The organism is Kangiella geojedonensis, assembly GCF_000981765.1.
Classification (GTDB): Bacteria; Pseudomonadota; Gammaproteobacteria; order Enterobacterales; family Kangiellaceae; genus Kangiella; species Kangiella geojedonensis.
The window spans coordinates 1,906,110-1,931,215 of sequence record NZ_CP010975.1 but is presented as its reverse complement, the minus strand read 5'-3'; the positions used below and the strand labels follow the sequence as shown (position 1 = coordinate 1,931,215).

Annotated in this window: 26 protein-coding genes and 1 other RNA gene; 18 read left to right on the top strand and 9 right to left on the bottom strand. The window is 44.3% G+C overall.

The window, feature by feature from the left end:
- Positions 1–2: 2 nt before the first annotated feature.
- Complete coding sequence (locus tag TQ33_RS08705) at positions 3–2,111, bottom strand: TonB-dependent receptor (RefSeq protein ID WP_046561711.1); 2,109 nt, start codon at positions 2,109–2,111, stop codon at positions 3–5.
- 169 nt (positions 2,112–2,280) lie between these two features.
- Entirely contained in the window at positions 2,281–2,622 is a 342-nt protein-coding gene (locus TQ33_RS08700) for an HU family DNA-binding protein (RefSeq protein WP_046561710.1), read from the bottom strand.
- Between the two features lie 342 nt (positions 2,623–2,964).
- Here TQ33_RS08700 and rplM point away from each other — a divergent pair, with 342 nt between their 5' ends.
- From rplM to TQ33_RS08665, 7 genes are all read left to right on the top strand, one after another.
- The gene (rplM, locus tag TQ33_RS08695) at positions 2,965–3,393 is read left to right on the top strand and encodes a 50S ribosomal protein L13 (protein ID WP_046562410.1); all 429 of its coding nucleotides are present in this window, start codon (positions 2,965–2,967) and stop codon (positions 3,391–3,393) included.
- Between the two features lie 11 nt (positions 3,394–3,404).
- Entirely contained in the window at positions 3,405–3,794 is a 390-nt protein-coding gene (gene rpsI, locus TQ33_RS08690) for a 30S ribosomal protein S9 (RefSeq protein WP_046561709.1), read from the top strand.
- A gap of 308 nt (positions 3,795–4,102) precedes the next feature.
- A complete protein-coding gene (gene petA / locus TQ33_RS08685) occupies positions 4,103–4,690 on the top strand; it encodes a ubiquinol-cytochrome c reductase iron-sulfur subunit (RefSeq protein WP_046561708.1) in 588 nt (195 codons plus the stop codon).
- Positions 4,690–5,901, top strand: a complete 1,212-nt coding sequence (locus tag TQ33_RS08680; protein ID WP_046561707.1) for a cytochrome b — start codon at positions 4,690–4,692, stop codon at positions 5,899–5,901. Before petA ends, TQ33_RS08680 begins: the two co-directional genes overlap by 1 nt.
- Positions 5,898–6,785, top strand: coding sequence for a cytochrome c1 (locus tag TQ33_RS08675; RefSeq protein WP_046561706.1), 888 nt, complete (start codon positions 5,898–5,900; stop codon positions 6,783–6,785). The genes TQ33_RS08680 and TQ33_RS08675 overlap by 4 nt, the downstream gene beginning before the upstream one ends.
- A gap of 51 nt (positions 6,786–6,836) precedes the next feature.
- Entirely contained in the window at positions 6,837–7,469 is a 633-nt protein-coding gene (gene sspA / locus TQ33_RS08670; RefSeq protein ID WP_046561705.1) for a stringent starvation protein SspA, read from the top strand.
- A complete protein-coding gene (locus TQ33_RS08665; protein ID WP_046561704.1) occupies positions 7,469–7,909 on the top strand; it encodes a ClpXP protease specificity-enhancing factor in 441 nt (146 codons plus the stop codon). The genes sspA and TQ33_RS08665 overlap by 1 nt, the downstream gene beginning before the upstream one ends.
- A 67-nt stretch (positions 7,910–7,976) precedes the next feature.
- On the opposite strand, the gene TQ33_RS08660 is transcribed toward TQ33_RS08665, so the two are convergent.
- From TQ33_RS08660 to TQ33_RS08645, 4 genes are read right to left on the bottom strand one after another with little or no spacing between them, the layout of a single operon-like run.
- Positions 7,977–8,504, bottom strand: a complete 528-nt coding sequence (locus tag TQ33_RS08660) for a BON domain-containing protein (protein WP_046561703.1) — start codon at positions 8,502–8,504, stop codon at positions 7,977–7,979.
- 4 nt (positions 8,505–8,508) lie between these two features.
- Positions 8,509–9,096 (bottom strand): phosphoheptose isomerase, encoded by a 588-nt coding sequence (locus TQ33_RS08655; RefSeq protein WP_046561702.1) that lies wholly within the window; start codon positions 9,094–9,096, stop codon positions 8,509–8,511.
- A 17-nt stretch (positions 9,097–9,113) separates the two neighbouring features.
- Positions 9,114–9,482: a YraN family protein gene (locus tag TQ33_RS08650; RefSeq protein WP_046561701.1), complete on the bottom strand. Its 369-nt coding sequence runs from the start codon at positions 9,480–9,482 to the stop codon at positions 9,114–9,116.
- Positions 9,483–9,518: 36 nt separating this feature from the next.
- Complete coding sequence (locus TQ33_RS08645; RefSeq protein WP_046561700.1) at positions 9,519–11,375, bottom strand: penicillin-binding protein activator; 1,857 nt, start codon at positions 11,373–11,375, stop codon at positions 9,519–9,521.
- A 66-nt stretch (positions 11,376–11,441) separates the two neighbouring features.
- On the opposite strand from TQ33_RS08645, the gene rsmI reads away from it, so the two are divergent.
- The 4 genes from rsmI to TQ33_RS08630 all read left to right on the top strand — a co-directional run bounded on the left by rsmI (position 11,442) and on the right by TQ33_RS08630 (position 14,335).
- Positions 11,442–12,341, top strand: coding sequence for a 16S rRNA (cytidine(1402)-2'-O)-methyltransferase (gene rsmI, locus TQ33_RS08640; RefSeq protein ID WP_084616969.1), 900 nt, complete (start codon positions 11,442–11,444; stop codon positions 12,339–12,341).
- Positions 12,342–12,352: 11 nt separating this feature from the next.
- Complete coding sequence (locus tag TQ33_RS08635; RefSeq protein ID WP_046561699.1) at positions 12,353–12,877, top strand: DUF3016 domain-containing protein; 525 nt, start codon at positions 12,353–12,355, stop codon at positions 12,875–12,877.
- Between the two features lie 84 nt (positions 12,878–12,961).
- Positions 12,962–13,324: RNase P RNA component class A (gene rnpB / locus TQ33_RS11720), an RNA gene on the top strand.
- A gap of 405 nt (positions 13,325–13,729) precedes the next feature.
- Entirely contained in the window at positions 13,730–14,335 is a 606-nt protein-coding gene (locus TQ33_RS08630; protein ID WP_046561698.1) for a hypothetical protein, read from the top strand.
- 237 nt (positions 14,336–14,572) lie between these two features.
- Here the strand turns inward: TQ33_RS08630 and TQ33_RS08620 are convergent, their stop codons facing one another.
- The 3 genes from TQ33_RS08620 to TQ33_RS08610 all read right to left on the bottom strand — a co-directional run bounded on the left by TQ33_RS08620 (position 14,573) and on the right by TQ33_RS08610 (position 16,827).
- A complete protein-coding gene (locus TQ33_RS08620) occupies positions 14,573–15,091 on the bottom strand; it encodes a TrmH family RNA methyltransferase (RefSeq protein ID WP_046561696.1) in 519 nt (172 codons plus the stop codon).
- A gap of 219 nt (positions 15,092–15,310) precedes the next feature.
- Positions 15,311–15,541, bottom strand: a complete 231-nt coding sequence (locus tag TQ33_RS08615; protein ID WP_046561695.1) for a hypothetical protein — start codon at positions 15,539–15,541, stop codon at positions 15,311–15,313.
- Between the two features lie 335 nt (positions 15,542–15,876).
- Positions 15,877–16,827 (bottom strand): glutaminase, encoded by a 951-nt coding sequence (locus TQ33_RS08610; protein WP_046561694.1) that lies wholly within the window; start codon positions 16,825–16,827, stop codon positions 15,877–15,879.
- 649 nt (positions 16,828–17,476) lie between these two features.
- On the opposite strand from TQ33_RS08610, the gene mraZ reads away from it, so the two are divergent.
- From mraZ to mraY, 7 genes are read left to right on the top strand one after another with little or no spacing between them, the layout of a single operon-like run.
- Positions 17,477–17,932 (top strand): division/cell wall cluster transcriptional repressor MraZ, encoded by a 456-nt coding sequence (gene mraZ / locus TQ33_RS08605; protein WP_046561693.1) that lies wholly within the window; start codon positions 17,477–17,479, stop codon positions 17,930–17,932.
- A 15-nt stretch (positions 17,933–17,947) separates the two neighbouring features.
- Positions 17,948–18,892 carry a 16S rRNA (cytosine(1402)-N(4))-methyltransferase RsmH gene (gene rsmH / locus TQ33_RS08600; RefSeq protein ID WP_046561692.1) on the top strand — a complete coding sequence of 315 codons (945 nt, stop codon included), beginning with the start codon at positions 17,948–17,950 and terminating at the stop codon, positions 18,890–18,892.
- Between the two features lie 11 nt (positions 18,893–18,903).
- A complete protein-coding gene (gene ftsL / locus TQ33_RS08595) occupies positions 18,904–19,272 on the top strand; it encodes a cell division protein FtsL (protein WP_052735323.1) in 369 nt (122 codons plus the stop codon).
- Between the two features lie 41 nt (positions 19,273–19,313).
- The gene (locus TQ33_RS08590; protein ID WP_046561691.1) at positions 19,314–21,077 is read left to right on the top strand and encodes a peptidoglycan D,D-transpeptidase FtsI family protein; all 1,764 of its coding nucleotides are present in this window, start codon (positions 19,314–19,316) and stop codon (positions 21,075–21,077) included.
- Positions 21,070–22,617, top strand: a complete 1,548-nt coding sequence (locus tag TQ33_RS08585; RefSeq protein WP_052735261.1) for a UDP-N-acetylmuramoyl-L-alanyl-D-glutamate--2,6-diaminopimelate ligase — start codon at positions 21,070–21,072, stop codon at positions 22,615–22,617. The genes TQ33_RS08590 and TQ33_RS08585 overlap by 8 nt, the downstream gene beginning before the upstream one ends.
- A complete protein-coding gene (locus tag TQ33_RS08580; protein ID WP_046561690.1) occupies positions 22,614–24,011 on the top strand; it encodes a UDP-N-acetylmuramoyl-tripeptide--D-alanyl-D-alanine ligase in 1,398 nt (465 codons plus the stop codon). The genes TQ33_RS08585 and TQ33_RS08580 overlap by 4 nt, the downstream gene beginning before the upstream one ends.
- A gap of 2 nt (positions 24,012–24,013) precedes the next feature.
- Positions 24,014–25,093 carry a phospho-N-acetylmuramoyl-pentapeptide-transferase gene (mraY, locus tag TQ33_RS08575; RefSeq protein ID WP_046561689.1) on the top strand — a complete coding sequence of 360 codons (1,080 nt, stop codon included), beginning with the start codon at positions 24,014–24,016 and terminating at the stop codon, positions 25,091–25,093.
- Positions 25,094–25,106: the final 13 nt, after the last annotated feature.

Genomic DNA, 25,106 nt, shown 5'->3' with positions numbered 1-25,106 from the left:
CGTTAAAAGTTCACACGAAGACCTAGGTAAGCGGTCCTTGGCTTGCCTGGTGTATAAGTGGGGCCCCATTTACTGGTGGTTTCGGCGTACAGTTTATCGGTAGCGTTTAGAATATTCAGGTACAGTTCAAGGCTATCGCCCAAGTAATAATTGGTACGAATATTCAGCAAACTGTGCCCAGAGTAGCGATCAGTATTGGCTTCATCAACGAAGTAACCTCCCATATCAATCCCTTCCAGCTCAATGCGTCCACCGTTAAGAAAGTCAGGCATATAAGCGAGTCGGAGGTTGGTGTAATGAGTGGGTGCTAGAGGAATACGGTTTCTGCTGAAATCATCGCTATCGGAGACTTGCCATTGTTTAAATTCGTGACGTGACGTGGTGTAAGACAAGCCAAGCTGCCAGTTCATAGCGAAGTAATAGTCTAAGCCCAGCTCCAAGCCTTGATGCTGTGTTTCCCCGACATTGGCATTGCGGCGACTACCATCAGCCTCGGTTAGGCTGACAATATCATCGTCCTTTACCATGTGATAAAGCGCCAATTCAAAATTAATCTCGTCGGTCAGGTTACCGCGAATACCGATATCAAAACTGTCGGCGACAACCGGTTTAAGGCTGGTTGAGTCGAGGGTTTTTCCAGAGCGGAACAGCTGTCCAGAGCTTGGTATGCGAAAAGCATTGCGGTAAGACACGTAACTACTTAAATCATCAGACCATTGGTAGGTTAAGCCGAGTTTGGGACTTAAGTGGTCCATGCTTAACTGTGTATCTGCTGGGCGTAAATGGATGCTTCCGCTAGTGACGGTACTTAAATGGTTGTCGTAATCATAGCGTACACTGTCATAACGCAAACCAGCATTAACCCTGAGATTGTTCGTGATATCTGACTCCATGTGGAGGTAGGGTGATACCGAAGTAAAATCTACCTCGTAATCGTACAAAAGCCCGGCGGTTTGATAGGCAAGCCAATAGTTGCCTGGATCGTTGTCAGTACGCTCTATATAAGTTTGCTGGGTGTAGCCTTCACTTTTATCTAAGTCAACGCCGACAATCCAGAATCCATTTAGAGCTTCAGAATCTTGTTGGTAGCGGAGGAGTGCGCCGATTGAGTCGTGCCCACTATGGTTAATGTGCGCGTCTTGTGAGTCTAGGACCGTTTGACCGAGCCAAGGGATAAACACTTCGCGTCCGGTATTCAAGGTCCAAGTCGCCATGTATTGTAGATCGTTACTGCGCACATAAGGAGTAATGGTTAAGCGTCCTGAGGCAAGATCTTTATGCAGCGCACTGGACAGTCGATAGGATTCAACTTCACGAAAACCGATTAAATTGCCAGCTTGCTGACTGTTGTTAATGAAGTCTTCATAGCGCAACCCTGAGCCACCCGTATCCATATCTATCTGGGTATAAGAGAACAGACTGTTTATCTCATCAAACCCTAACCCGGACGTTTGCCAGTTGATGAGCGCATTCTGACGATCAACCGCAGTATGCTGGCGCCAGCCTTCGCTATCGATGACACCGAGGCGAATAGAAAGGCTGTCCTGCTCGAATCGGTTATCCGACTTGAACTGCAGTCGACGCCACTCGTCGGAGCCTGACTCAAGAGTCAGCTGTTGCCGGTCGTGTGTAATCGGCTGGTTGGATAGGATGTTAACGACGCCACCAATGGCATCAGAACCATAGAGTGCAGAGCCAGGTCCTTTAAGGATTTCAGCACCGTGTGCTTCTGAGAAATTAGTTTCATACAGTGAGTTATGATTAAAAAATGCCGGCGAACGAACCGGTACACCATTTTCGAGGTATAAATAGACCGGCCCATAGGAAATTGGCTGACGTATGGCAGCTGCAACACCCTGGCTGCCACTACCAAGCTGAACGATGTTGACCCCAGCGATACGATTTAAGGTATCAGCGGCATGTGTTGGGTTGGTGTCTTCAATGGTTTGTTCTCCGATAACACCTATTGACTCTGAGCGATCTTTTAGTTTCGTTTTGGTCTGGGTGGCGGTGATAACCATGGTGTCTAATATTTTTTTAGAAACGTCGGACTCTTCTGCCACAGCAGAAACGGCTACAAAGCCAGTCAATAATAATGTGATGTGTCTCATACTTCATTCGTCAGTTGGTAAGCAACGGCGCGAATTATAGAAGGAAGAGTGGGCGATGGGGATGTGACAAATTGTCGCAGTCGATGGATTTAATAGATAGCTAAAGCCATGTGTTCAGGCAATAAAAAACCGGCAAAAGCCGGTTTTTAGGAATCTTTGGGAGTGCTTATTACTTCGCCATATCCTTGAGCTTTTTAAGAGGACGAACTTTTACAGCAGTTGAAGCAGGTTTTGCTTTAAATGTCGTTTCTTCACCAGTGAATGGGTTGATGCCTTTACGTGCTTTAACCGCAGGCTTTTTCACAGTGCTGATCTTTAATAGGCCTGGAAGGGTAAACTCACCAACAGAACGCTTCTTAATATGACGCTCGATAACGATCCCTAATTCATCAATCACAGCGCCTACATCTTTCTTTGTAAGGCCTGTTTGAGCAGCGATTTCGTTTAAAATTTGGGTTTTAGTGAACTTCTCTTTGACCGCAGTAATCTTGCGAGTTTTATTATCTGCCATTTTTCCTTTGCCTCTTGGGTTGTTTGACTGTTAAAATACGTACTGTCTTGGCGAGCAATGCAAAATTGACTCTCCCAACGCAGTGTTATTTATAGCGTTAAAAGCCCCGTAAATAAAGTCTTTTTGAAAGGATTTGTTTGAAAATTCGTAAATTTGCCCAAGACGAAACATAATTTTAGTAAATCCTTCGCCTGCCACTTGTAATATAGGGGCGGGTTCTGTATGATTTGCGCTCTTTTTTATGGGCTGGTGACTGACTTCTAGCGAGCGTCAGCGGTCTGATAAGTTGTCTTAGATGACTTATTTTTGCGGGTGCAAATGGCTTTTTGGAGCTTAACGAATATGAAAACATTTAGTGCAAAGCCTGAAACTGTAAAGCGCGACTGGTATGTCGTCGACGCAGAAGGCAAAACATTAGGTCGCTTGGCGACTGAAGTCGCTCGCCGTTTAAAAGGCAAGCATAAAGCTGAATATACACCTCACGTTGATACTGGCGATTACATCGTTGTTATCAATGCTGAGAAAGTTACTGTAACTGGTAACAAAGCGGACAACAAAATGTACTACCGTCACTCTGGTTACCCTGGTGGTATCAAAGAGACTAACTTCAATAAACTTCAAGCTGAGAAGCCTGAAATGATTATTGAAAAAGCGGTTAAAGGTATGTTGCCTAAGAACCCATTAGGTCGTGATATGTTCCGCAAATTGAAAGTTTACGCAGGCTCTGAGCATAATCATGCCGCTCAGCAACCTATTAAATTAGATATTTAAGGTAGGAAATCATGGCTGAACAATACTACGGTACAGGTCGTCGTAAAAGCTCAACAGCTCGCGTATTCTTGCGTCCTGGTAACGGTGATATCACTGTCAACCAAAAGAGCTTAGACCAATATTTTGGTCGCGAGACGTCACGTATGGTCGTTCGTCAACCACTAGAGTTGACTGAACTTCTTGAAAAATTCGATGTTTACGTTACTGTTTCTGGTGGCGGTGGTACTGGTCAAGCGGGTGCAATCCGCCACGGTATTACTCGTGCACTTATGGAATATGATGAAGAGCTTCGCGCACCACTACGTCAAGCGGGTTACGTTACTCGTGATGCACGTGCTGTTGAGCGTAAGAAAGTTGGTCTTCACAAAGCACGTAAACGTCCTCAGTTCTCTAAGCGTTAATTTTACGCCGCTCTTTCCAAGAGCGAGAATTGTCGAGTTGCAAAACACCTGCCTATTGGCGGGTGTTTTTGTTTGTATTGCTTTATTTTCAAAAGCTTAGTTTTTTGCCAATTCGCATTCCTAGAATAACCTCATCTGGTCTGACCACATTGTAATAACCACACATTTCCTATAAGATATGCGCCCAGTAACCTGCCACTGACACCGTGTGTGTTCTTTAACGGTTTTGAGCAGTTTATTTATCAATATTGATTTTGTCCCATCTGTTGTTTTGACAGATGGGTTTTCTTCGTGGGGAGACTATTCGAATGAGTAATCAGGGCGTTAACAAAGGACGCAGGAATCTCCTAATCGGGGCTACTTCAGCAGTAGGCGCGGTTGGTGTGATTGGTGCGGCTGTACCTTTTGTACGTTCCTGGGCACCGAGTGCGAAAGCACAGTCGGCCGGTGCGCCAGTAGAGCAAGAATATAGCAAGCTTGAAGTTGGTCAGCAGATTACTGTTGAGTGGCGTGGTAAGCCTGTATGGATTATCCGTCGTGACAAGAAAATGCTTGGTAGCATTTCTAAAAGCGAAGGTATTGTTGCTGATCCAAATTCAGAAGCTGATCAACAACCGGCTTATTGTAAAAACGAATTTCGCTCAATTGAGCCTGAAATTTTCGTTGCCGTTGGCTTGTGTACGCATTTAGGGTGCTCACCAACGCTTTATGCTGATGCAGGTTCGCTTGAAAATGATTGGCTAGGCGGCTTCTACTGCCCATGTCATGGCTCTAAGTTCGATTTAGCTGGCCGTGTTTACGCGGGCGTTCCAGCAAACGCGAACTTAGAAGTCCCACCTTATGCACTCGACACAACAAATAAAGTAATTGTTGTGGGCGAAGATGGAGGTGCCTAATGTTTAAAAGTTTCATGACATGGCTTGATGCACGTTTCCCAGCGACTAAAGTTTGGAATGAGCATTTAGCGGAATACTACGCACCAAAAAACTTTAACTTTTGGTATTTCTTCGGTTCTTTAGCACTTCTAGTTCTAGTGAACCAATTATTAACCGGTATCTGGTTAACCATGTTCTACAGCCCGAGCGAGCCTTTCGCCTCTGTAGAGTACATCATGCGTGATGTCGACATGGGTTGGATTATCCGTTACTTGCACTCTACCGGTGCTTCTGCGTTCTTCGTGGTGGTCTATCTTCATATGTTCCGTGGCATCATCTACGGTTCATACAAGAAGCCTCGCGAGCTAGTGTGGATCTTCGGTATGATCATCTTTGTCCTTTTGATGGCTGAAGCGTTCATGGGCTACCTATTGCCATGGGGTCAGATGTCGTTCTGGGGTGCTCAGGTAATTATTAACCTGTTTGGTACTATCCCAGTGATTGGTCCTGACTTGGTTGAGTGGATTCGTGGTGACTTTACGCTGTCATTAGCGTCTCTAAACCGCTTCTTTGCACTACACGTTGTGGCTGTACCTTTAGCGCTGGTTGCGATGGTGTTCTTACACATTGTGGCGCTACATAAAGTCGGTTCTAATAACCCTGACGGCGTAGAAATTAAAGAGAAGAAAGACGAGAACGGTATTCCGCTAGACGGTATCCCATTCCACCCATACTACACAGTGAAAGATATTGTGGGTGTGGTGGTCTTCTTGATGATTTTCTTAAGCATCGTGTTCTTTGCTCCTGATTTTGGCGGCTACTTCCTAGAGCGTCCAAACTTTGAGCCGGCGAACCCACTTAAGACTCCACCGCATATTGCTCCAGTTTGGTACTTCACGCCGTTCTATACGATGTTGCGTGCGGTTCCAGATCCGTTTGGTGGCTTTATCGTGATGGCATTGGCGATTGTGATTCTATTCTTATTGCCATGGTTAGATCGTCAGAAAGTGAAGTCGATTCGTTACCGCGGTACTTCGTTTAAAGTATTACTATTCTTCTTCGTTGTATCGTTCATCATCCTTGGTGTGTTAGGTGTGATTGCAGTGACACCAACTACAGCATTATTGGGTCAAATTTGTACGGCTTACTACTTCTTCTTCTTTATTGCTCTTTGGTTCTTACCGAAGTTTGAGAAGACTAAGCCAGTACCAGAGAGGGTAACAGACAAATGAAAAAGTTAATTACAGCTATTTTATTCCTGCTACCTGTAACCGCTTTTGCTGCGGGTGGTGGAACGACTTATCCGAACGATAAGGCGAATATTAATTATGGTGATAAGGCGTCGATCCAAAACGGCGCAAAGTTATACGTTAACTATTGCCAAGGTTGTCACTCAATGGAGTACGTGCGTTATTCACGTATTGCTCAAGATCTTGACTTAACTGAAGAACAAGCATCAGAGCTTATTCTTGGTGAAGGCAAGCTGGGCGACACCATGAATAAAGCTATGGACAAAGAGCTTGCGGAGAAGTGGTTTGGTGTTAACCCACTGGACCTTTCTTTAGTAGCCCGTGTTCGTGGTAATGACTGGGTGTATAACTATCTTCGAGCGTTCTACCTAGATGATTCACGTCCATTCGGCGTTAACAACACGGTCTTCCCAAGCGTCGGTATGCCACACGTGCTATCTGACCTTCAGGGGCTTCAGGCGAAAAGTGACGAGTTAGTGGCAGTTGAAGATACTATCGCTACTGGCAAGTCTCGCATGGAAGTTCTAAGAGCGACGGTTAACGATGCAGAAGCTTCTGCTGAGGCAGTTGCTAAAGCAGAAGAAGAGATTGCTTTAATCGAAGAAGAAGTGCATGACGCTGAATTAGAATATGCGAAGCTGGCTCGTGAAGGCAAAATGTTCACTATCGTTAAAGAAGGTGACATGACGCCACAAGAGTACGACCATGCGGTTCGCGACTTGGTAGCGTTTATGGCGTATACCGCTAACCCAGTGAAACTAAAAAGTAAGGCAATTGGCCTATGGTCTTTATTGTTCTTATTGATCTTGCTGGTATTAGCATACTTCTTGAAGAAAGAGTTCTGGAAAGATATCAAGAAGAAGTAATTCGGTTTTATGGGCCTCACCTTAGAGGCCCTTACTGTTAGGAGAAAAAGTATGGCCGTAGTTGCCAAACGTTCGGTAATGACACTTTATTCAGGCAATGACGTTTACAGTCATCAAGCACGTATTGTGCTGGCGGAAAAAGGTGTTAATTATGAAGTGGTAGAAGTGACTTCAGATAAAGTCCCTGAAGATTTGATGGATCTGAACCCGTATGGGTCAGTGCCAACGCTAATCGATCGTGACTTAGTGCTGTATGAAGCAAGCATCGTAATGGAGTACCTGGATGAGCGTTTTCCACATCCACCACTGATGCCGGTTTATCCTGTGACTCGTGGCCGTAGCCGTTTGATGATGCACCGCATTCAAAAAGAATGGTACAGCCAGTACGAAATCATTGTGAATGGTACTGAGGCTAAAGCCAAGAAAGCCCGTAAAGAGCTTCAAGAAAGCATTTTGGGCTTATCTCCAGTGTTTGCAAGCAACCCTTACTTCATGAGTGAAGAATTTTCACTAGTTGATTGCGTCATTGCTCCATTATTGTGGCGTGCTGATCAATTAGGTATTGAAATTAGTGGTCGCGGTAGCAAAGCTATTCACGAATATATGGAAAAAATCTTTGAGCGTGAATCTTTCAAAGTCAGTTTGACCGAAGAAGAACGTGAAATGAAATTAGGCTTGATGTAATGGCGGATTCCACGCCATTACAGCCATACCTTCTCATCGCCTATTATGAGTGGATGATTGATAATGGCTGGACACCACAAGTCTTAGTCGACTGCTCTCACCCAGAAGTTAATATTCCTCAGCAATTCGCAAATGATGGCAAGATTGTTCTCAATATTGCCCCAGAAGCGGTTGCCAACTTTGAACTGAATCATGACTACTTGAGCTTTAGTGCTCGTTTTTCCGGTAAATCATTGGATATCTATATCCCGATGAATTCAATCGTTGCAATTTATGCGCGAGAGAACGATCAAGGGATTATGTTTTCGCCCAATATGTATGGCGAAGGCGATGCCCCACAGTCAAGTGATGATAATAATCATGGCGATAATAGTGATGGTCCAGATGATGAGCCACCGACACCGCCAAAAGGCAGACCTAATTTAAAAGTCGTGAAATAGCTTTTAATGCCATAGAAATAAAAAAGCCCAGCATATGCTGGGCTTTTTTATAACAGTAACGTCAATACTAATTAATGTACTCGAATATTTTTACCACTTTTTTAACGCCTGAGATATTGCGGGCAACGAGGGCTGCTTTGTCGCCTTCTTCACGGGTGACAAGCCCCATCAGAAATACCTCGCCAGCTTCTGTAGTCACGTTTATACGTTTGGAATCGAGACCTTTCTCGGCCGCTAAGCTGGATTTAACCTTGGTGGTTATCCATGTATCCGACATGGTGCTAACTTTTTCTGGATCAGCGATACGAAGCTCGTTAAATATTTTCCGTATTTCTGGGATACCTTTTACTTCGCTTGATACTTGGGCTTTCACTTGTTCAGAAGGGACTTGGCCGTAGATTAAGACGTAAAGATTGTGACTATCTACACCAATAAACGAAGGCTTGTTTTTGGCTTCAATAGCATCAGTAATGGTATAAACACGACTTTCAATGCTGTTATCTTCAGCCATAGTGCCAAAAGTTGTACAAGCCGGTAAGATAAATATAGTCACAGTGATAAGACTAAGGATGCGCAAAATTCGGGTTAAAATCATGGTATTAAGCCTCAGTACCAAATAAAGAATTATCAATAAAATCACACAAAGCGTGAATCACTACTAAGTGAACTTCCTGTATTCTGGCGGTAGAGTTAGATGGAACCCGTATTTCTACATCATTCTGTCCCATAAGCCCTGCCATTTCGCCTCCGTCCTTACCTGTTAAGGCGACAATAAGCATATCCTTACTGAGCGCAGTTTCCATGGCATTGATCACATTACGCGAATTACCGCTGGTCGAAATCGCTAATAAGATATCGCCCGGTTGACCAAGTGCTCTTAGCTGCTTTGAGAATACGTCGTTATAGCTGTAATCATTCGAAATTGACGTTAGCGTTCCAGTATCAGTGGTTAGTGCGATAGCTGGTAGACTAGGGCGTTCACGCTCGAAACGGTTAAGCATTTCAGAGGAGAAGTGCTGCGCATCGCCTGCTGAGCCGCCGTTACCACAGCTGAGGACTTTATTACCGGCCAATAGTGAGTTGACAAGGATTTGCCCTGCGCTTGCAATAGACTCAGGGAGAGAGTCAGCTGCTGCAATTTTAGTTTGAATGCTTTCTGTAAAAATATCGCGTATACGTTCTATCATAGATAGCCTAATGTCTTTCACCAGCCGTGTAATTGGAATGCATTTTGTACCCAGTCGGCTGATAGTAGTTTGTGTTGTAATGTTACGGAAACTACATCAAAACGACAATTGAGTTGTTGCATATTTTTTGTTTGTTGCAGGAAAACATGCGCCGTTTTGATGATTTTTTGTTGTTTCCGATAATCCACGCTTTCGGCTCCAGAGCCGTGGGACGACTTAGCTCTAAATCTTACTTCGACAAAAACCAACGTTGACTTGTCGAGCATGACTAAATCGATTTCGCCGTAGCGTGTATTAAAGTTTTGCTCTATTAGTCTGAGCCCTTGGCCTGTTAAGTATTTCAGCACAAAACGCTCGACTTTATCCCCCTTGGTACGTGCAAGCATATCAATCCTTGATTGTATCTTTGACTGTTCAGTCTTTTAAAGTTCAGTTCCTTCGTTGAGTCCTGTCGAGCGCAAAGGTATCATTTGGCCGCCACGAAACATCCCCCAAGCGAGTTGGCGAACAAATTGTCCGTAGGCATCCATCGTAAGATATCCCGATAAGCCTTCAATACCGTGATTCGGACTTTGAGCAAACTCTGGCAGTTGCGGAATGATGGCATAGGCATCATGACCTAACGCAAAAAAGCGTGCCAAGCTATTGGTCGAGTTTGGAACCAATTGCTTCATACGGCGACGGCTATCTTCAATTGCTTCGGTACTACCAAGCATCCAAGGAGCGTCAGTGAAGGAAATACCATCTAAATCATTGTCACGCGTTGGGTTGGTATAGCCTTCATAAACCGTTGATGTGGCGTACACTGGCAAGTCATACGCGTAATAGTAGTTAAGGTAAGGCTTGATTATGCGGGCTTTATCAACTTTTGAAATGAGGAAAATGAAGTCCGCGGTTGCAGAGCCTTGACCGCTTGCCTCAATCGGAATATTGAGGTAGTTCTGTAAATCTTGTGCACGTTTTTCCGCCTGATCAGCACCCAGCATCGCCATTACAGCGGCTTTAACGTTTTGGTTGTGTGAAATGTTGGCGGTCTTAACAATGTAGCCACCCATCTGCTCAAACTCTTGTGTAAAGGCTTCTACAGCACGCTTACCGAGCGAGGCGTCGGCATTAATGATAAAGGCGCGATCTTGTCCCTGACGCATGGCATGGCGAGCAATTTGTCGCGCTTCATCTTCAATGGGTAGGCCAAACTGGAAAAAGTTACTTGGCGCATAGTTTGAATCAAGTCGGTTTAGAGCTAGCGTTGGGATCGGTAGGCTCGGTTGAGCAGCTAGATCTTCCATATTGGATTTAAGTAGTGGGCCGACTACAAAATCAACGCCTTCTTCAAAAGCACGTTGGTAGAGAGTTTGAATATCAATACCATGCGTATCATAAACAACAACATCGGCAGTTTCAGCGCGGTTAGGTTGCTCATAGTAGGCAGCCATGAATCCATCACGAATTAACTGTCCAACAGGTGCTAAATTTCCTGATAACGGAACGAACAAGCCAATCTTGGTTGGCGCTACGGCTGTAAAGTCGAATGAGCCCATTTGGCTCATATCAAGGTAATTAATAGCAGGGTGGTCAGGGTAAATTTGAGACCATTCGTCCATAGCCGTAGACATGTTTGATGCATTACGCATGTAACGGTGACGAATAATGGCCATGTCTAACCAGCCGAGTACCTGATGATCCGAAGCGCGTGAGCGTTTTAGCTCGATGGCACCAACAGGAGAAGCGATCAGTTCTTGCCATGCTCGGTCGAATTGCTGTTCTGCGATACGGTAATCGTTAAATAGTGATGATGCTTCAAGGCGAGTGACGGCAGCATCAGCCAAGCGATTATTAGCGGCTAAGCTATCTGCTAGCGTAATAGCGTAATGAGATTGCCAGTTTTGACTGTGATCTTGAGGGTTGCCGATAGCTTGTAACGCACGAATAGACTCAAAAGGTTTATCTTGCGTTAGAGCAACTTCGCCCAACAATAAGTTATACCCATCGCGTTGTTCGGCTGGCAGTTCTGTTGGCTGAAAACTCCTCAGCACTGAATAGGCTTCTGCTGGGTTCCCCATTTCCTGATAAGCAATCGCGGCTTTAAGCTTAAAGGGCGCTTGGGCAGTACCAGTCTGTTGTTCTGCTTGCTGTAAATAGAAATCAGGCGATTGTGCGACACGGTCACGTATACCATCATCTGAACTCGAAGAACGAGGTTTCGTGGTGACACAGGAAACTACTAAAAAGCTACAAATCGCTAATGATAGGTTCTTGTTAAAGGACTTTTTTGTCATAATTCCATTCTCAAGACTTTATTACGTTATATTCTAAGCTCTAGGGCGCAACAAGGCAAAGAACCAATGGTAGATTTGACAGATTCTAACAAGGAAAATTCACAACATATCAATCAGTTCCAAGCAGATGCTGGAACCTTGTATGTTGTAGCTACGCCTATTGGCAATATCAGCGATATTTCTTATCGAGCCATTGAAACTTTACAGCAGGTTAACTTAATTTGCGCTGAAGATACGCGGCACAGTCAACGTCTAATGTCTCACTATGACATTACGACCCCCATGATTTCATTGCATGAGCATAATGAAGAAGCGCGCATTGAGCAGATTGCAGAGAAGCTGAACGATGGCTTATCGGTTGCCCTGATTTCCGACGCGGGAACGCCATTAATCAGTGACCCAGGCTTTAAACTGGTTCGAGGCTTACGCCAAAAAGGTTTTAGAATTAGTCCTATTCCAGGGGCTAGCGCCTTGATTTCAGCATTATCGGTTGCGGGGTTAGCTACCGACAGTTTCAGCTTTTGGGGCTTTCTGCCGTCGAAGTCAAAGGCTAGAAAAGAACGCTATGAAGCCCTTTCAGAGCATAAAGAAACGTTGGTTTTTTATGAATCTTCGCACCGTATCGCCGACAGTTTGAAGGATTTAAGCGAGGTTATGGGTGATAGGCATGTGGTTATTGCGAGAGAAATAACCAAAAACTTTGAAACTATTTTGTCCGGTGTTTCGTCTATAGTACTAGAACAGGTTATAAACGACCCGAACCAACAAAAAGGTGAATTTGTGGTAATGGTCGAAGGTGTAACGAAAGTGTCTGTCGGTGATGAGATAAGCCAAGAAGCACGAAATATCATGGCTCACCTCATCTCAGAGCTACCGCCAAACAAGGCGGCAAAGCTAGCGGCACAAATCACAGGTGCAAAAAAGAAAGACTTGTATCAGTGGGCGTTACAGCAAAAAGCAGATTAAGCGGAGGTTTTATGAAAAGCTACAAACACATTCTAGTCAGTGTCATTGGTGCCTTAGCGTTGAGTTTTGCTGGTGCTTCTTTTGCAAGTAATGACGAAGCTCAATCTAAAGCAGGAATTAAGGTTGAGTGGGGAGATTTCGATGATTATCGAGATGTTCGTGCGGCTTCTGAGCCAAAAGGCACCTTCCATAAACGCGTAAAAGAAAGCTTTGATAAGTTTTTTACTGAATATGGTAAAGAATTACCAGAAGGTCAGACTTTATCAATTGAAATCAAAGACCTAGATTTGGCTGGACATGTTCAAATGACAGGCACTCGTAATATTCGCACCATGAAAGAGCTCTACTTTCCGCGCATGGAGTTCAGTTATAAGCTGACAGGAGCTGATGGTAACGTCATTAAAGAAGGCGATGCCAAAATTAAAGACATGAATTATTTATATCATGAAAAAACATGGAAGCGTTACAGAGAAGGCTTCTATTACGAGAAACGCATGTTCCGCGAATGGTTTGAGGACACGCTGGGAAAAAGCTAACCCAGAAGTTAAATGTTTTGCCCCGAAAAGGTGAGGAAATTAAGTTTTCCTTGCCTTTTTTTGTGCGAAGACTAAACTTGCTGCAAAGCTGGCCAGACAGTCGCTGCCTATGACTTCATAGGGAGAGGAAAGTCCGGACTTCACAGAGCAGGGTGCCAGGTAACGCCTGGGCGGCGCAAGCCGACGGCAAGTGCAGCAGAAAGAAGACCGCCGATGGTTCTTAGTTCGCTAAGTTCACAGGTAAGGGCGAAAGGGTGCGGTAAGAGCGCACCGCGCTACTGGTAACAGCTAGCGGCGAGGTAAACCCCACCCGAAGCAAGACCAAATAGGGTTCCGTACGGCGTTGCTCGCGTTGGAACCGGGTAGGTTGCTGGAGCCATCGAGTGATTGATGGCCTAGACGAATGACTGTCCACGACAGAATCCGGCTTATCGGCCAGCTTTTCTTATTTTCTATTCTTGTCATTCCGTACTTGATACGGAATCCAGAGTCTTTTTCGCGAGTGTTGTAAACCTAGGTTTATTGTTTACCCCATGAGTATTTGATGTTCATTTTCTTTGCATGCCTAAGCGACCGAAGGGAATCCCTTTAGGGAAAAACGAACCAAAAGAAAGGGCACCCCAGATAGTTAGGCCCTTCGGGCTTCCCTCATTCATAAAAGTTATTCACGCGCCGTCAAACTCGACATCCTGTCTCGTTTTGACTAAATTGGGCTATAACTTTTCTTCTTTCGGCTAACTTTAAGGGAATTGGACGCAAGGTTCAGACTTGAGCATGTGCTTGTATACTAGTAGTTTAACTTGGAGTTGTTTAGGCTAATAGAAAACTATATTAAATAGATATGAGGGAATAATGAGCAATTTTAAATTTAAAATGGAGGGGCCTACTTTCGAGCAAGGAATTCCTTTGCCTCTTGCGATATCATCTTTGAGTGAAGTTCAAGCCATCTTTGATAAAACCTACTTAGTTCTATCAGGAGGCAGTAAAGTCACTAAAAGTGACCGAGAAGTTTTTTGCTTAAAAACGTTTGATATTAAGCATGGCTCATTAGAGACTGATTTAGAAATAATTTACGATGTTGCTCAGCTTACAATTCCCGTACTAGCAACTTTTAGCTCAAAAGATATATGGGAACTTACTAAGCAAAGCTGGGAGCTTTTAAAGTTTGTTTATAAACTTGCTGAGAAAGGGGAAAAGCCGGTATACCAAGCTAATGATGATTCGACACTGACTGTGCACAATGGTGATATTCATAACACTTATAACGGTCCTGTTTACCAGATAGCTGAAGCTTCGGTTGAGCACTGGAGAGCTTTGAATCATAAATTGAAGAAGGGTGCTGTAACAAACTACTCTATGGGAAGTGCTGAAAATCCAGAGATTCAGTTGCGTGATAACGAGAAGTCTATATTTGATAATCCTACACATATTGAAAAGGAGCCTGTGCCAATCTTTTGAGATATTTTTGATTTTAACAAGAGAAGTAATGTTGGAAAATTAACGGTTATAGGCGTGGGAGAAATTATTGAAGGAGATTATCCTTTCTCAGTAGTTGGTGACCAAGACAGAATTGAGTACATTTCGTCTATGACAAAATCACAAGTCAAAGCTTTGGTATTAAAAGAGGTTTCTTTGGATCCATTTGGAGAAGTACGAGTTAAGAGGCTCCATATTGTCGAAATTAGTCACTAATGTCTAAGAAGTAAGTCCATACACCGCTATCCCGCAGGCTGTTGCGACATTCATGGAGGAGTTTTTGCCAAGCATGGGGATGTGGGTGGTAATGTCGGATAGTTCTAGGAGTTCTTGGCTGACTCCAGTATTTTCTGAGCCTAGAACTAGGCAAACTTTCTGATCTTGTTCTAGTTTTAGTTCTTGTAGTGGAATACTGTCGCTGGTGATTTCTAAGGCGATGATTAAGCAGTTTTCTTGTTTTAATTGTTGTATTACTTCAACTGGGTTTTCTATTGTTTCAAACGGCACGTATTTTTCCGTGCTGCGTGAGGTTTTGCGGATTTTATTATTGGGTGGCGTTGGAGTCTCACCAGATAAGTAGATTTTTTCAATGCCGAGGGCGTCAGAAATACGAAAAAGGCTGCCGACGTTCATGGGTACGGTAATGTCGTGTGCCAGTAGACTGATCTGGCGCTTGCTTTTCTTTTTCTTGTCTTGGCCTTCTAAGTGATCGGTGTGTTCGAGTTGTCTGTTGCTCATGACAGAGTAGGCTTTATTAGATTGTCATTAGTGTGCCTGAGCAGGTTTGGTTTAGCAAATAGGGATTTTATCAAAGGAGTGTTGAATAATTATTAAAAAAAGCCAGCGCGAAGGGTTACTAGGGGTAGTTAAGTGTCTTGGTTAGAAGACTGCGCTGGCTGTTACACTGAAGTAAAACTGATAAGAATAAGTTAACTATGATTTCAACAATGGTTTCGATCAGGATTCTTCTTCACCAGTTTCTTCAGATTGGGTGGTGACTAGGGCGCGGGTATGGTCGCCGTAGACAGGTTTTTCGTTTCTTAGCATGTCCATCATGATCTGGAACTCTGAAGCATTGACGTAGACGCTTCTTTCGCGAGTATTATCGTAATAGGTAAACCAGAAGTGGCCGCGGTTTTGGCTAGAATCCCACCAGCCTTGGTATTTTTGAATAAGCTTGATCGCCATAGTAAAGTCCTTTTAGTTGTTTCCGTTGTATCCATTAGATTTTGTTACTGAGTTTGCTACTGAGAAGGATGTTGAAAGGGAAGTAGCACATCCTGTGCCATTCCCTTTTCATCAACATGCTCATCCTGAGCTTTCTTTCCTTAGAGTAGAGTCTCTTCCTGAGACATTCCTTAATGACCTCTTCCTGAGGTGTCCCTGATACTCTCGTCCTTAAGAGCAGAACCATTCCGTCGGTTCAGTTGCTATTTAATAATAATTACTGGAATGAAACTAGACGTTTTCGATGAAGCTTTTGTGAGAGATTGACTACGGTTATGTTACGAATTCATGGCTTTTTATTCGTACTCTAGTTCGTCGAAGATAGGCGATGGCCCGAAAACGTTGGATTGAGTAATGGTGGTGAAGATCTCTAGCGCTTTAATACCTTTGCTTGAGTTGCCTTTAGTGTTTAGGCCGGGACTCCATACGGCAACACTATATTGGTCGGGATAGATGGCGACAATGCCACCACCAACACCACTTTTACCAGGTAGGCCGACTTTAAAGGCGAACTCACCGGCTTCGTCATAAAAGCCGCACAGTAGCATGATGGCGTTGATCCGCTTGGTTTCACGAGCGGTTAAGATGCGCTTATTGTTTAGAGGGTTCTTGCCGCCACGGGCTAAGAACATAAAGGTTTGGGCTAAGTCTTTACACGACATTTCAATTGAGCAGAGGTGGAAGTAGAAGTCGAGTACTTCCTCAGCATCATTCTCAATATTGCCATAAGACTTCATAAGATTGATATGGGCGTTGTTTTTAAAACCACACTCTTTTTCTGATTGGGCGGTTTCGTTGCAGTAATCTATTGAGGGATTACCGGCCAGTTCTCGCACGAAATCGATGAAATCGTGGTAAGGATCCTTCAATTGGCTGACCAAAATATCGCAAACCACGATAGCGCCAGCGTTGATCAGAGGATTTCTCGGTATACCTTGCTCGTATTCAAGCTGCACTAAAGAATTGAAGGGGCTACCAGAAGGCTCTACTCCAACACGCTTCCATAAGTCAGTGCCTACTAACTTGAAAGCGTAGACTAATGAAAGAACTTTAGAAATACTCTGGATAGAGAAGGTTTCCTCAACATCGCCATGATCGTATTCATGACCTTCTTCGGTGACTAAGTACATGCCGAACTTGTTAGGGTTGGCTTTAGCTAGCGCAGGAATGTAGGTAGCGACTTGACCAATTTCGTCAAAGTCCTTTAATTCATCACTGATCTGCTCGAAAATCTCTTTGTAATTCATAGGGTTATACTTTTTAGCGTCTTGATACCAGTCTAGGGCACTCTTGCAGGAATTACCACCCCAGTTTTGGTGTTATGGCGGTAAGTTATAAGCTGATCATTAATGTTGAAAGCACAGCCTTACAACCAACGAGTGCTTATTAAAGAGTAACAAGCTTATTACCGCATAATTGTAAAATTGTTTTACCGGAAGCCTTTGATTTGGGCTGTTTCAAGTAGATTCAGTACATTGTAAAGGTCGAAAACTCCCCATTAACTTAAAGTAGTTTCTAACTTATAACGCTAATTTGATGAAAAGTATCGCTTTTATTTTTGGGTGTTTGTTAGTGCCAACTAACCTTTGCTAAGTGTTTGTCAAATAAGGACATTTTTCACATTTTACATGCAAATTTGCCTTGCAAAAAACACCTAAACTTCATATAGTGTAGATAAGTGGAGAAAAGTGTCGCAAAGTGGATCGTAAAGGATCAATGACGATCAAAACGATTTACTGAGCGTTGTAACAAACCATCATTACTGGTGGCGAGCTTTAAAAAGAAGCTTGAAAGAGCCTTGCTTTAACTCTCTCCTAGCAATCCTCTTTCAAGCTTCTTTCCTAAAACTGGCCTCAATAATGAAACAGTCGAGTTAATCGGGGTTAAAAGAAGCCAATGTTTAGAGGCGCAACTGCAATCAATATGGACGCGAAAGGTCGTATCGCCATTCCGGCGAAGTACCGTTCGCGTTTTCATGATGCTTGCGCTAATCAAATTGTGGTGACAATTGACCTGTTTGACCCGTGCTTACTGCTTTTCCCGCTTCCCCAATGGGAACAACTCGAAACCACTTTAGACACTTTTTCCAACACTGATCCTAACCAACGACGTATTAAGCGTATGTTACTCGGCCATGCATCTGAGCATGAAATCGATGGTAACGGGCGTATTCTACTACCACCTGTTCTTCGTGAATATGCACATCTTGAAAAAGAAGTGTTATTAGCGGGCCAAGGTAAAACATTCCAGATTTGGAATGAGAATAACTGGCACAAGAAGATTGAAGATGATGTGGCTGCGTTGGGCGAGGGTCCATTAGATACAGAGAATTTACCGGACCTGGCGTTTTAACCATGAGCTCTAATCATGACTTCTAGTGATACAGAGACGGCGCACGATGCGGTTCTTCTGGATGAGGCCGTGGAGGCTCTAGTGATCAACCCTGACGGTATTTACATTGACTGCACCTTTGGCCGTGGTGGCCATAGCCGAGCAGTTTTGTCGATGCTATCTGATAAAGGGCGCTTAATGGCCTTCGATAAAGATCCTCAGGCGATCTTAGTCGGTCAGTCGTTAGAGCAAGAAGATTCTCGGTTTGAAATTATACATGAAAGCTTTTCCCTTTTAGAACAAAAGGTTAGCGAGAAATCATTAGTCGGTGAAATAGACGGCATTATGATGGATTTAGGCGTTTCGTCGCCACAGTTAGATCAGGCGGAGCGCGGTTTCAGCTTTATGCAAGACGGTCCGCTGGACATGCGTATGGACACTACACGTGGGCAAACTGCTGAGCAGTGGATAGCTGAAACGAAAGAAGAGGATATGGTGTGGGCGTTCAAAGCTTTTGGCGAAGAACGTTACGCCAAACGAATCGCGAGAGCGATCATTGAGAAGCGACAAAAAGCCTCAATCAACCGCACATTACAGTTAGCGGAAATTATAAAAGAGGCACATCCACGCTGGGAAAAACATAAGCACCCAGCAACTCGCTGTTTTCAGGCAATTCGTATTGCCGTGAACAGTGAGCTGGATGATTTACAAAAGACTTTGGAGCAAACGCTGGAGTGCTTGAAAGTCGGTGGCCGTATGGTCGCCATCAGTTTCCATTCGCTAGAAGATCGAATGGTGAAACGATTTATACAGAAGCAGGAAAAAGGCCAGGATTTTCCACCTGGCTTGCCGGTGACGGAAGACATGATTAACCGCCGGATGAAAAAAGTCGGCAAGTTCACCAAAGCCGGTGACGAAGAGTTAGAACGAAATAACCGCGCGCGAAGCGCGGTTATGCGTGTTGCGGAGAAACTTGCGTGAGCAAGAGCAGCTTGAGCAAAAGCAAGAGCCGCGCGGACAAAAAAAAGGTTAAAGAAACCAATAGCTTATGGCCTTTTTACAGTTTGATGGCAGCTTTCGCAAGACGTTTTGGTGTGATTACGTTAGGTGTGATTGTGGTGATTTCAGCGATTACCGTAGCCTATCAAACCCACCAGCTTCGCCAGGCAACGATTGAGTTGAAGAAGCTACAGGATGAACAAACAGCGTTGGATTTGCAGTGGCAAAAATTAAGGTTAGAGCAAAGCGCTTTATCAGACCATAGCAGAATCGAGCAGTTGGCTGAGCAACAGTTAGAAATGAAACATACGGACAATGATGACGAAATCATCATGAAACCAGCTCTTAGAGATAAAGAGTAGTTAGCGTTAAACAAGAGTGAGTAGGGTAGGACCGAGAGCGAATGAAAAAAGTAAGAAACCGCAAGGTTAAAACAGTACCACTTTGCACATGGCGTTATTACGTTATGTGCGTTGTGCTGTTGTGCGGTTTTGTTGCGCTACTCGGTCGAGCGGCTTATTTACAAGTTGTCAGTGCTGATGATTTAGCTAAAGCGGGAGATTCTCGTTCGGTTCGTGTTAAAGGTATTTCAAGTCACCGCGGGCTTATTCTGGATCGCAGTGGCGTTGAATTGGCGCGATCGGTACCAACAGAGTCGGTTTGGCTGGATGTCAAAACCTTATTACAAACGCCAAAAGTACTACAAAGCGAGAAATGGAAAGCGTTTTCAGCAGCGTTAAAGCGTGACGAAAACGAGTTAAATCAGTGGGTGATGAATCGTTCTGAGCGTCAGTTTGTATGGCTTGAGCGTCAAGTAGATCCCAACGTTTCGTTATACATCAAACGTCTGGATATTAAAGGTGTGAACTTTAAAACCGAATATCGCCGTTATTATCCAAGCGCTGAAGTGACTGCGCATGTAGTCGGCTTTACAGGGGTTGATGATAAAGGACTGGAGGGTGTTGAAAAAGCATTCGATACTTTCTTAACGGGTAAACCGGGTAAAGAGCAGGTGGTGGTTGATCTCTACCGCCGTGTGGTTGAAGAGCGTGGTGTGTTAGCAAAAGCTGAGCAAGGTAACGACTTACAGTTAAGTATTGATTCACGCATTCAAGCGGCGGCTTATAAAGAGTTGAAGAAGGCGGTGCTTTCGAATGGCGCAAAAGGCGGTTCAGTGGTTGTGATGGATGTTGACACTGGCGAAGTATTAGCAATGGCAAGCCAGCCATCGTTTAACCCTAACCGTTCAGACAGTCGATTGCCTGAGTTAACCCGTAACCGTTCAATTACAGACATGTTTGAGCCTGGATCAACGGTAAAACCGTTAACCGTTGTGAGCGGCTTGAGCAGCGGTAAATTTGACGTTAACAGTGAAATCGATACGTCGCCAGGTCGTATGTACCTTGATTATGCATGGGTGCGTGACTCCCGTAATCATGGGGTTTTAGACTTGGATGGCATCATCAAGAAATCAAGCAATATGGGTGTATCGAAAATTGCCCTAGAACTGACCGATGATGAATTTTTAAGAACCTTGTATGCGGTAGGCTTTGGTGTCGACACAGGCTTAGGTATTCAGGGCGAGGCCCAAGGTCGTTTATCACCACGACCCAATTGGTCGCGTCATGAAAAAGCAACTTGGTCATACGGCTATGGCTTTATGGTGACGCCAATGCAATTAGCGCAAGCTTACGCTGTGCTGGGTGCTGGTGGTATTAAGCGCACGCCAACACTATTAAAGCGTCCTGAACACGAAGAGATTGAGGGTGAACGTGTTATTCAACCTGAAATCGCGTCACAAGTTGTCAAGATGATGGAGCAGGTGACACAGAAAGGTGGTACCGGTACTCGTGCTCGTGTGGATGGTTATCGCGTTGCAGGTAAAACGGGAACATCACGTAAGGCAATTCGTGGTGGTTACGGTGATGAGTACGTGACTTATTTTGCAGGCCTAGTTCCAGCGACTGATCCTAAATTTGCCATTGTGGTGATGGTGGACGAGCCTGCTGGTGATAGTTATTACGGCGGTACAGTGTCTGCGCCAGTGTTTTCTAAAGTGGCTGATACGGCGTTACACTTGTTAAATGTGACGCCTGACGGCGAGTTAGACAGACCTGCGATTGCAACCGCGACAGGCTCAGTGGCCAAAGGAGGCGGTCATGACTAGTTTCCAAGGGGCAAGCTTTAAGCCGAAAGCATTAGCAAAAGTATTGAAAAAGCACCTGAGTAAAGAGCAACTGGGTGATTTGGCTGAGTTAGAAATCGATGGGGTGTGTCTTGACAGTCGTGCTGTGGCAAAAGGCGTCATGTTTCTAGCTTATCCAGGACATCAATCGGATGGACGACAGTATTTACAACAGGCTGTCGATTTAGGGGCTAGTGTATTAGTGGTCGAAAAAGAGGGGCTACAAGAGTTTGTCCAAACGTCAGAGCAGGTAACTTCATTCTCTGGTGTGCCATTAGTGGCTATTGAACATCTAGCACAAGCAAGTGGTGATATCGCGGCTCGTTTCTACGGCAACCCAACGCGCAAAATGTCGGTGACGGGAATTACCGGAACCAATGGTAAAACAAGCTGTTGTTTCTTGTTAGCACAGGCATTGGATTTTTTAAATTACCCAACCTTGATGCTAAGCACAATTGGTAATGGAAACCCGTCGGCGCTGCAGCCAACGTCGAATACCACGCCGGATGCGGTATCGTTACAAAAAATATGTGCGGAATATTTACAGCAAAAGAATCATTACATGACGATGGAAGTTTCGTCACACGGTTTATTACAAGGTCGTGTTAATGGCGTTGAGTTTACCGTCGCGCTATTTACGAATTTATCCGTCGATCATCTCGATTATCACGGTGACATGGAATCTTATTTCCAAGCGAAACGTGAGTTATTCCTGAAGAAGGATTTAAAAGCTGCGGTGATCAACGCTGACGATGAATACGGTCGCCGTTTATTGGGTGATAAGAAAATCAAATGTCAGAAAATTGCTTATAGCCAAAGTGGTAAGCAGTCAGAACTCAACGTTGCTGATTGGATTACTTCTGAAAATGCAGAATTAAGCCTCAATGGCTTAAAAGCCGATCTGCACACTCCTTGGGGGAGCGCCAAATTACACTCGCGATTATTGGGACAATTTAATTTGTCTAACTTGATGGCAGTGGCTGGGGCTTTAGGCGTGATGTTAGGCGATAGTCATAAGTGGATTATTGCGTTGAATTCAGCCGATGCGGTACCTGGAAGAATGCAACAGTTTAGTGCTGACAGCAAGCCTACTGTTGTCGTGGATTATGCGCATACGCCTGATGCTTTAGAGAAAGCGCTATCTGCGCTAAAAGCACATTGTGACACTGGTAAAGTGTGGGCGATTTTTGGCTGTGGTGGCGATCGTGATACTTCTAAGCGAGCCATTATGGGACAGGTTGTCGAAGCTAATGCTGATGAAGTGATTATTACTGATGATAATCCACGTACAGAAAACCGTGAGACGATTGTCGAAATGATTCGTCAAGGTATGAGTAATAAAGAAACGCCTTATATCAGCAGTCGTTTTGAAGCGATTAAGTTTGCAATGGAGCATGCGAAGCCTGACGACATGATTTTAGTTGCGGGTAAAGGGCATGAAGATTATCAAGTCATTGGAACCGAGCAAGTGGATTACAGTGACTTACAATCGGTTAAAACTTTGATGGAGGAATTAGCATGATTCCATTAAAGCTTTCAGCGATTGCAGATTTCTGTGTAGGTCAATTAGTGGGTAATGATTTGACGCTGGATAAAGTCATGACGGATAGTCGAGCAGACTGCTCTGGGGCTTTATTTGTAGCTTTAGTCGGCGAACGATTTGACGCACATGAGTTTATCAAAACTGCTGAGAATCAGGGTGCAGTGGCGCTGATGGTAAGCCGAAAAGTGGACAGTCAATTACCACAGGTTGTTGTAAAAGATACTGAAAAAGCATTAGGCCAATTAGCTCGATTTGTTCGCCAAGAAGTGAATCCAAAAGTCATAGGGATTACTGGAAGCGCGGGCAAGACAACGGTTAAAGAGTTGGTGGCATCAATACTGCGCCTGAAAAGTACAGCGCATAAAGAAAATGTGTTAGCCACAAAAGGTAACTTTAATAATCATATCGGTGTACCGCTAACTTTATTAGAGCTTAATCAAGAGCATGAGTTTGCTGTGATAGAGATGGGCGCAAATCACAAAGGTGAAATTGCTTATTGTGCCGGTTTAGCGAAACCAAACGTTAGCGTCATTAATAATGTTGAGCCAGCACATCTTGAAGGGTTTGGTTCCATAGAGGGCGTTGCTGAAGCAAAGTCTGAGATCTATCAAGCGCTTGGAGAGAATGGTACAGCCATTATAAATCTTGATTGTGAGTTCGCTTCGAAGTGGCAAGAAGAGTTTATTGACTGTCATAAAATTACAGTGTCTCGCCATAAAGATGCCCACTTTAGCGCTAATAATGTTCACCTAAACTCAGAAGGTTTGGTGACATTTGATTTGATTAAGAGACATTTAACCGGCAAAGACTCTATCACAGTGACATTACAGCTGGCAGGGTTGCATAACGTTTCCAATGCCTTGGTTGCTGCGGCAATTTGCAGCCAGTTTGAGGTGGAGCTAAGCACTATCAAGCAGGGCTTAGAACAAGCCGGTGCAGTTAAAGGACGGTTAAACCTTATTACTGGACAGCAAGGTTGCTTGATTATCGATGACACTTATAACGCTAGTGTTGGCTCTGTTAAAGCTGCTATTGATGTGCTTGCAAGCAAAGAGGGAGAGTCTATTTTTGTCTTTGGCGATATGGGCGAGCTTGGTAGCGAAAGCGAGCGTTATCACAGAGAAATTGGTACATATGCCAAAGAGCAAGGCGTCGAAAAACTTTTTGCAACAGGAACTGAAGTTGCTCATACCATTGAAGCATTTGGGGACGGCGGAAGATTATTCGCCGATAAAGAAGCATTGATTGCGGCGATGAAAGCACAACTGGATTCAACGCAAATTATTTTAATAAAAGGCTCGCGCGGTGCTCGCATGGAACTAGTAGTACAGGCGTTACAAGAGTCGCAACAGACTACTCAGAGGGGAGGTTAACCATGCTAACCTGGTTGGCAGAATATCTATCACAGTTTTACTCAGGCTTTAACGTTTTCCAATATTTAACGTTCCGTTCGATATTGAGTGTATTAACAGCGCTGGGGATATCTTTGATAGTCGGACCTCCTATGATTCGCCGTTTGAGCACTTATCAAATTGGACAAACGGTTCGTGATGACGGCCCACAAACTCATTTAAGTAAAGCCGGAACGCCTACGATGGGCGGAGCATTGATTATTGTAGCAATTGTCTTGGCTTGCCTATTGTGGGGCGAGCTTGAGAACCGTTACCTCTGGGTTTGTTTAATTGCGATTGTTGGCTTCGGTTTAATTGGTTTGGCTGATGACTACATCAAACTGGTACGAAAAGATCCGAAAGGATTAATTGCTCGCTGGAAATATATGTGGCAGTCGCTCATAGGCGCAGGAATCGCTATTTACTTGTTCTATACCGCTAGTCCACAAGAAACCCAGTTATTGATTCCGTTTGTTAAAGATGTGATGCCACAACTTGGTTTGATGTTCATCTTCATGACGTACTTTGTGATTGTCGGCACCAGTAATGCGGTGAACTTGACGGATGGACTGGATGGATTAGCAATATTGCCAACGGTGTTAGTGGCCGGTGGCCTAGGCATCTTTGCTTACTTAACAGGTAACCAAGTTTTCTCAGAATATTTGTCGATACCATACATCGCCGGTGTTGGTGAGTTAGTGGTGTTTTGCGCTGCAATTGTTGGTGCAGGTTTAGGATTCTTGTGGTTCAACACTTACCCCGCACAAGTCTTCATGGGTGACGTGGGTGCTTTGGGGCTCGGCGCTGCGCTCGGAACAATCGCAGTACTAGTTCGACAGGAGCTGGTGTTATTCATTATGGGCGGTGTATTCGTGATTGAAACCGTCTCAGTGATTTTGCAGGTTGGTTCATACAAGTTGACCGGTAAACGAATCTTTAAGATGGCGCCGTTACACCATCATTACGAATTAAAAGGCTGGCCAGAGCCGCGAGTGATTGTTCGCTTTTGGATTATTTCACTGATTCTGGTGTTGATTGGTTTAGCAACGTTGAAAATACGTTAAGAAAGTAGGTAAT

Coding starts and splice junctions, on each gene's coding strand:
- mraY (WP_046561689.1), top strand. CDS start 24,014: ATGCTAACCTGGTTGGCAGAATATCTATCACAGTTTTACTCAGGCTTT.
- TQ33_RS08620 (WP_046561696.1), bottom strand. CDS start 15,091: ATGAGCAACAGACAACTCGAACACACCGATCACTTAGAAGGCCAAGAC.
- sspA (WP_046561705.1), top strand. CDS start 6,837: ATGGCCGTAGTTGCCAAACGTTCGGTAATGACACTTTATTCAGGCAAT.
- TQ33_RS08635 (WP_046561699.1), top strand. CDS start 12,353: ATGAAAAGCTACAAACACATTCTAGTCAGTGTCATTGGTGCCTTAGCG.
- mraZ (WP_046561693.1), top strand. CDS start 17,477: ATGTTTAGAGGCGCAACTGCAATCAATATGGACGCGAAAGGTCGTATC.
- TQ33_RS08675 (WP_046561706.1), top strand. CDS start 5,898: ATGAAAAAGTTAATTACAGCTATTTTATTCCTGCTACCTGTAACCGCT.
- TQ33_RS08615 (WP_046561695.1), bottom strand. CDS start 15,541: ATGGCGATCAAGCTTATTCAAAAATACCAAGGCTGGTGGGATTCTAGC.
- TQ33_RS08585 (WP_052735261.1), top strand. CDS start 21,070: ATGACTAGTTTCCAAGGGGCAAGCTTTAAGCCGAAAGCATTAGCAAAA.
- TQ33_RS08645 (WP_046561700.1), bottom strand. CDS start 11,375: ATGACAAAAAAGTCCTTTAACAAGAACCTATCATTAGCGATTTGTAGC.
- TQ33_RS08610 (WP_046561694.1), bottom strand. CDS start 16,827: ATGAATTACAAAGAGATTTTCGAGCAGATCAGTGATGAATTAAAGGAC.
- TQ33_RS08700 (WP_046561710.1), bottom strand. CDS start 2,622: ATGGCAGATAATAAAACTCGCAAGATTACTGCGGTCAAAGAGAAGTTC.
- rpsI (WP_046561709.1), top strand. CDS start 3,405: ATGGCTGAACAATACTACGGTACAGGTCGTCGTAAAAGCTCAACAGCT.
- TQ33_RS08680 (WP_046561707.1), top strand. CDS start 4,690: ATGTTTAAAAGTTTCATGACATGGCTTGATGCACGTTTCCCAGCGACT.
- TQ33_RS08590 (WP_046561691.1), top strand. CDS start 19,314: ATGAAAAAAGTAAGAAACCGCAAGGTTAAAACAGTACCACTTTGCACA.
- rsmH (WP_046561692.1), top strand. CDS start 17,948: ATGACTTCTAGTGATACAGAGACGGCGCACGATGCGGTTCTTCTGGAT.
- TQ33_RS08630 (WP_046561698.1), top strand. CDS start 13,730: ATGAGCAATTTTAAATTTAAAATGGAGGGGCCTACTTTCGAGCAAGGA.
- TQ33_RS08580 (WP_046561690.1), top strand. CDS start 22,614: ATGATTCCATTAAAGCTTTCAGCGATTGCAGATTTCTGTGTAGGTCAA.
- TQ33_RS08660 (WP_046561703.1), bottom strand. CDS start 8,504: ATGATTTTAACCCGAATTTTGCGCATCCTTAGTCTTATCACTGTGACT.
- TQ33_RS08650 (WP_046561701.1), bottom strand. CDS start 9,482: ATGCTTGCACGTACCAAGGGGGATAAAGTCGAGCGTTTTGTGCTGAAA.
- rsmI (WP_084616969.1), top strand. CDS start 11,442: ATGGTAGATTTGACAGATTCTAACAAGGAAAATTCACAACATATCAAT.
- rplM (WP_046562410.1), top strand. CDS start 2,965: ATGAAAACATTTAGTGCAAAGCCTGAAACTGTAAAGCGCGACTGGTAT.
- petA (WP_046561708.1), top strand. CDS start 4,103: ATGAGTAATCAGGGCGTTAACAAAGGACGCAGGAATCTCCTAATCGGG.
- TQ33_RS08665 (WP_046561704.1), top strand. CDS start 7,469: ATGGCGGATTCCACGCCATTACAGCCATACCTTCTCATCGCCTATTAT.
- TQ33_RS08705 (WP_046561711.1), bottom strand. CDS start 2,111: ATGAGACACATCACATTATTATTGACTGGCTTTGTAGCCGTTTCTGCT.
- TQ33_RS08655 (WP_046561702.1), bottom strand. CDS start 9,096: ATGATAGAACGTATACGCGATATTTTTACAGAAAGCATTCAAACTAAA.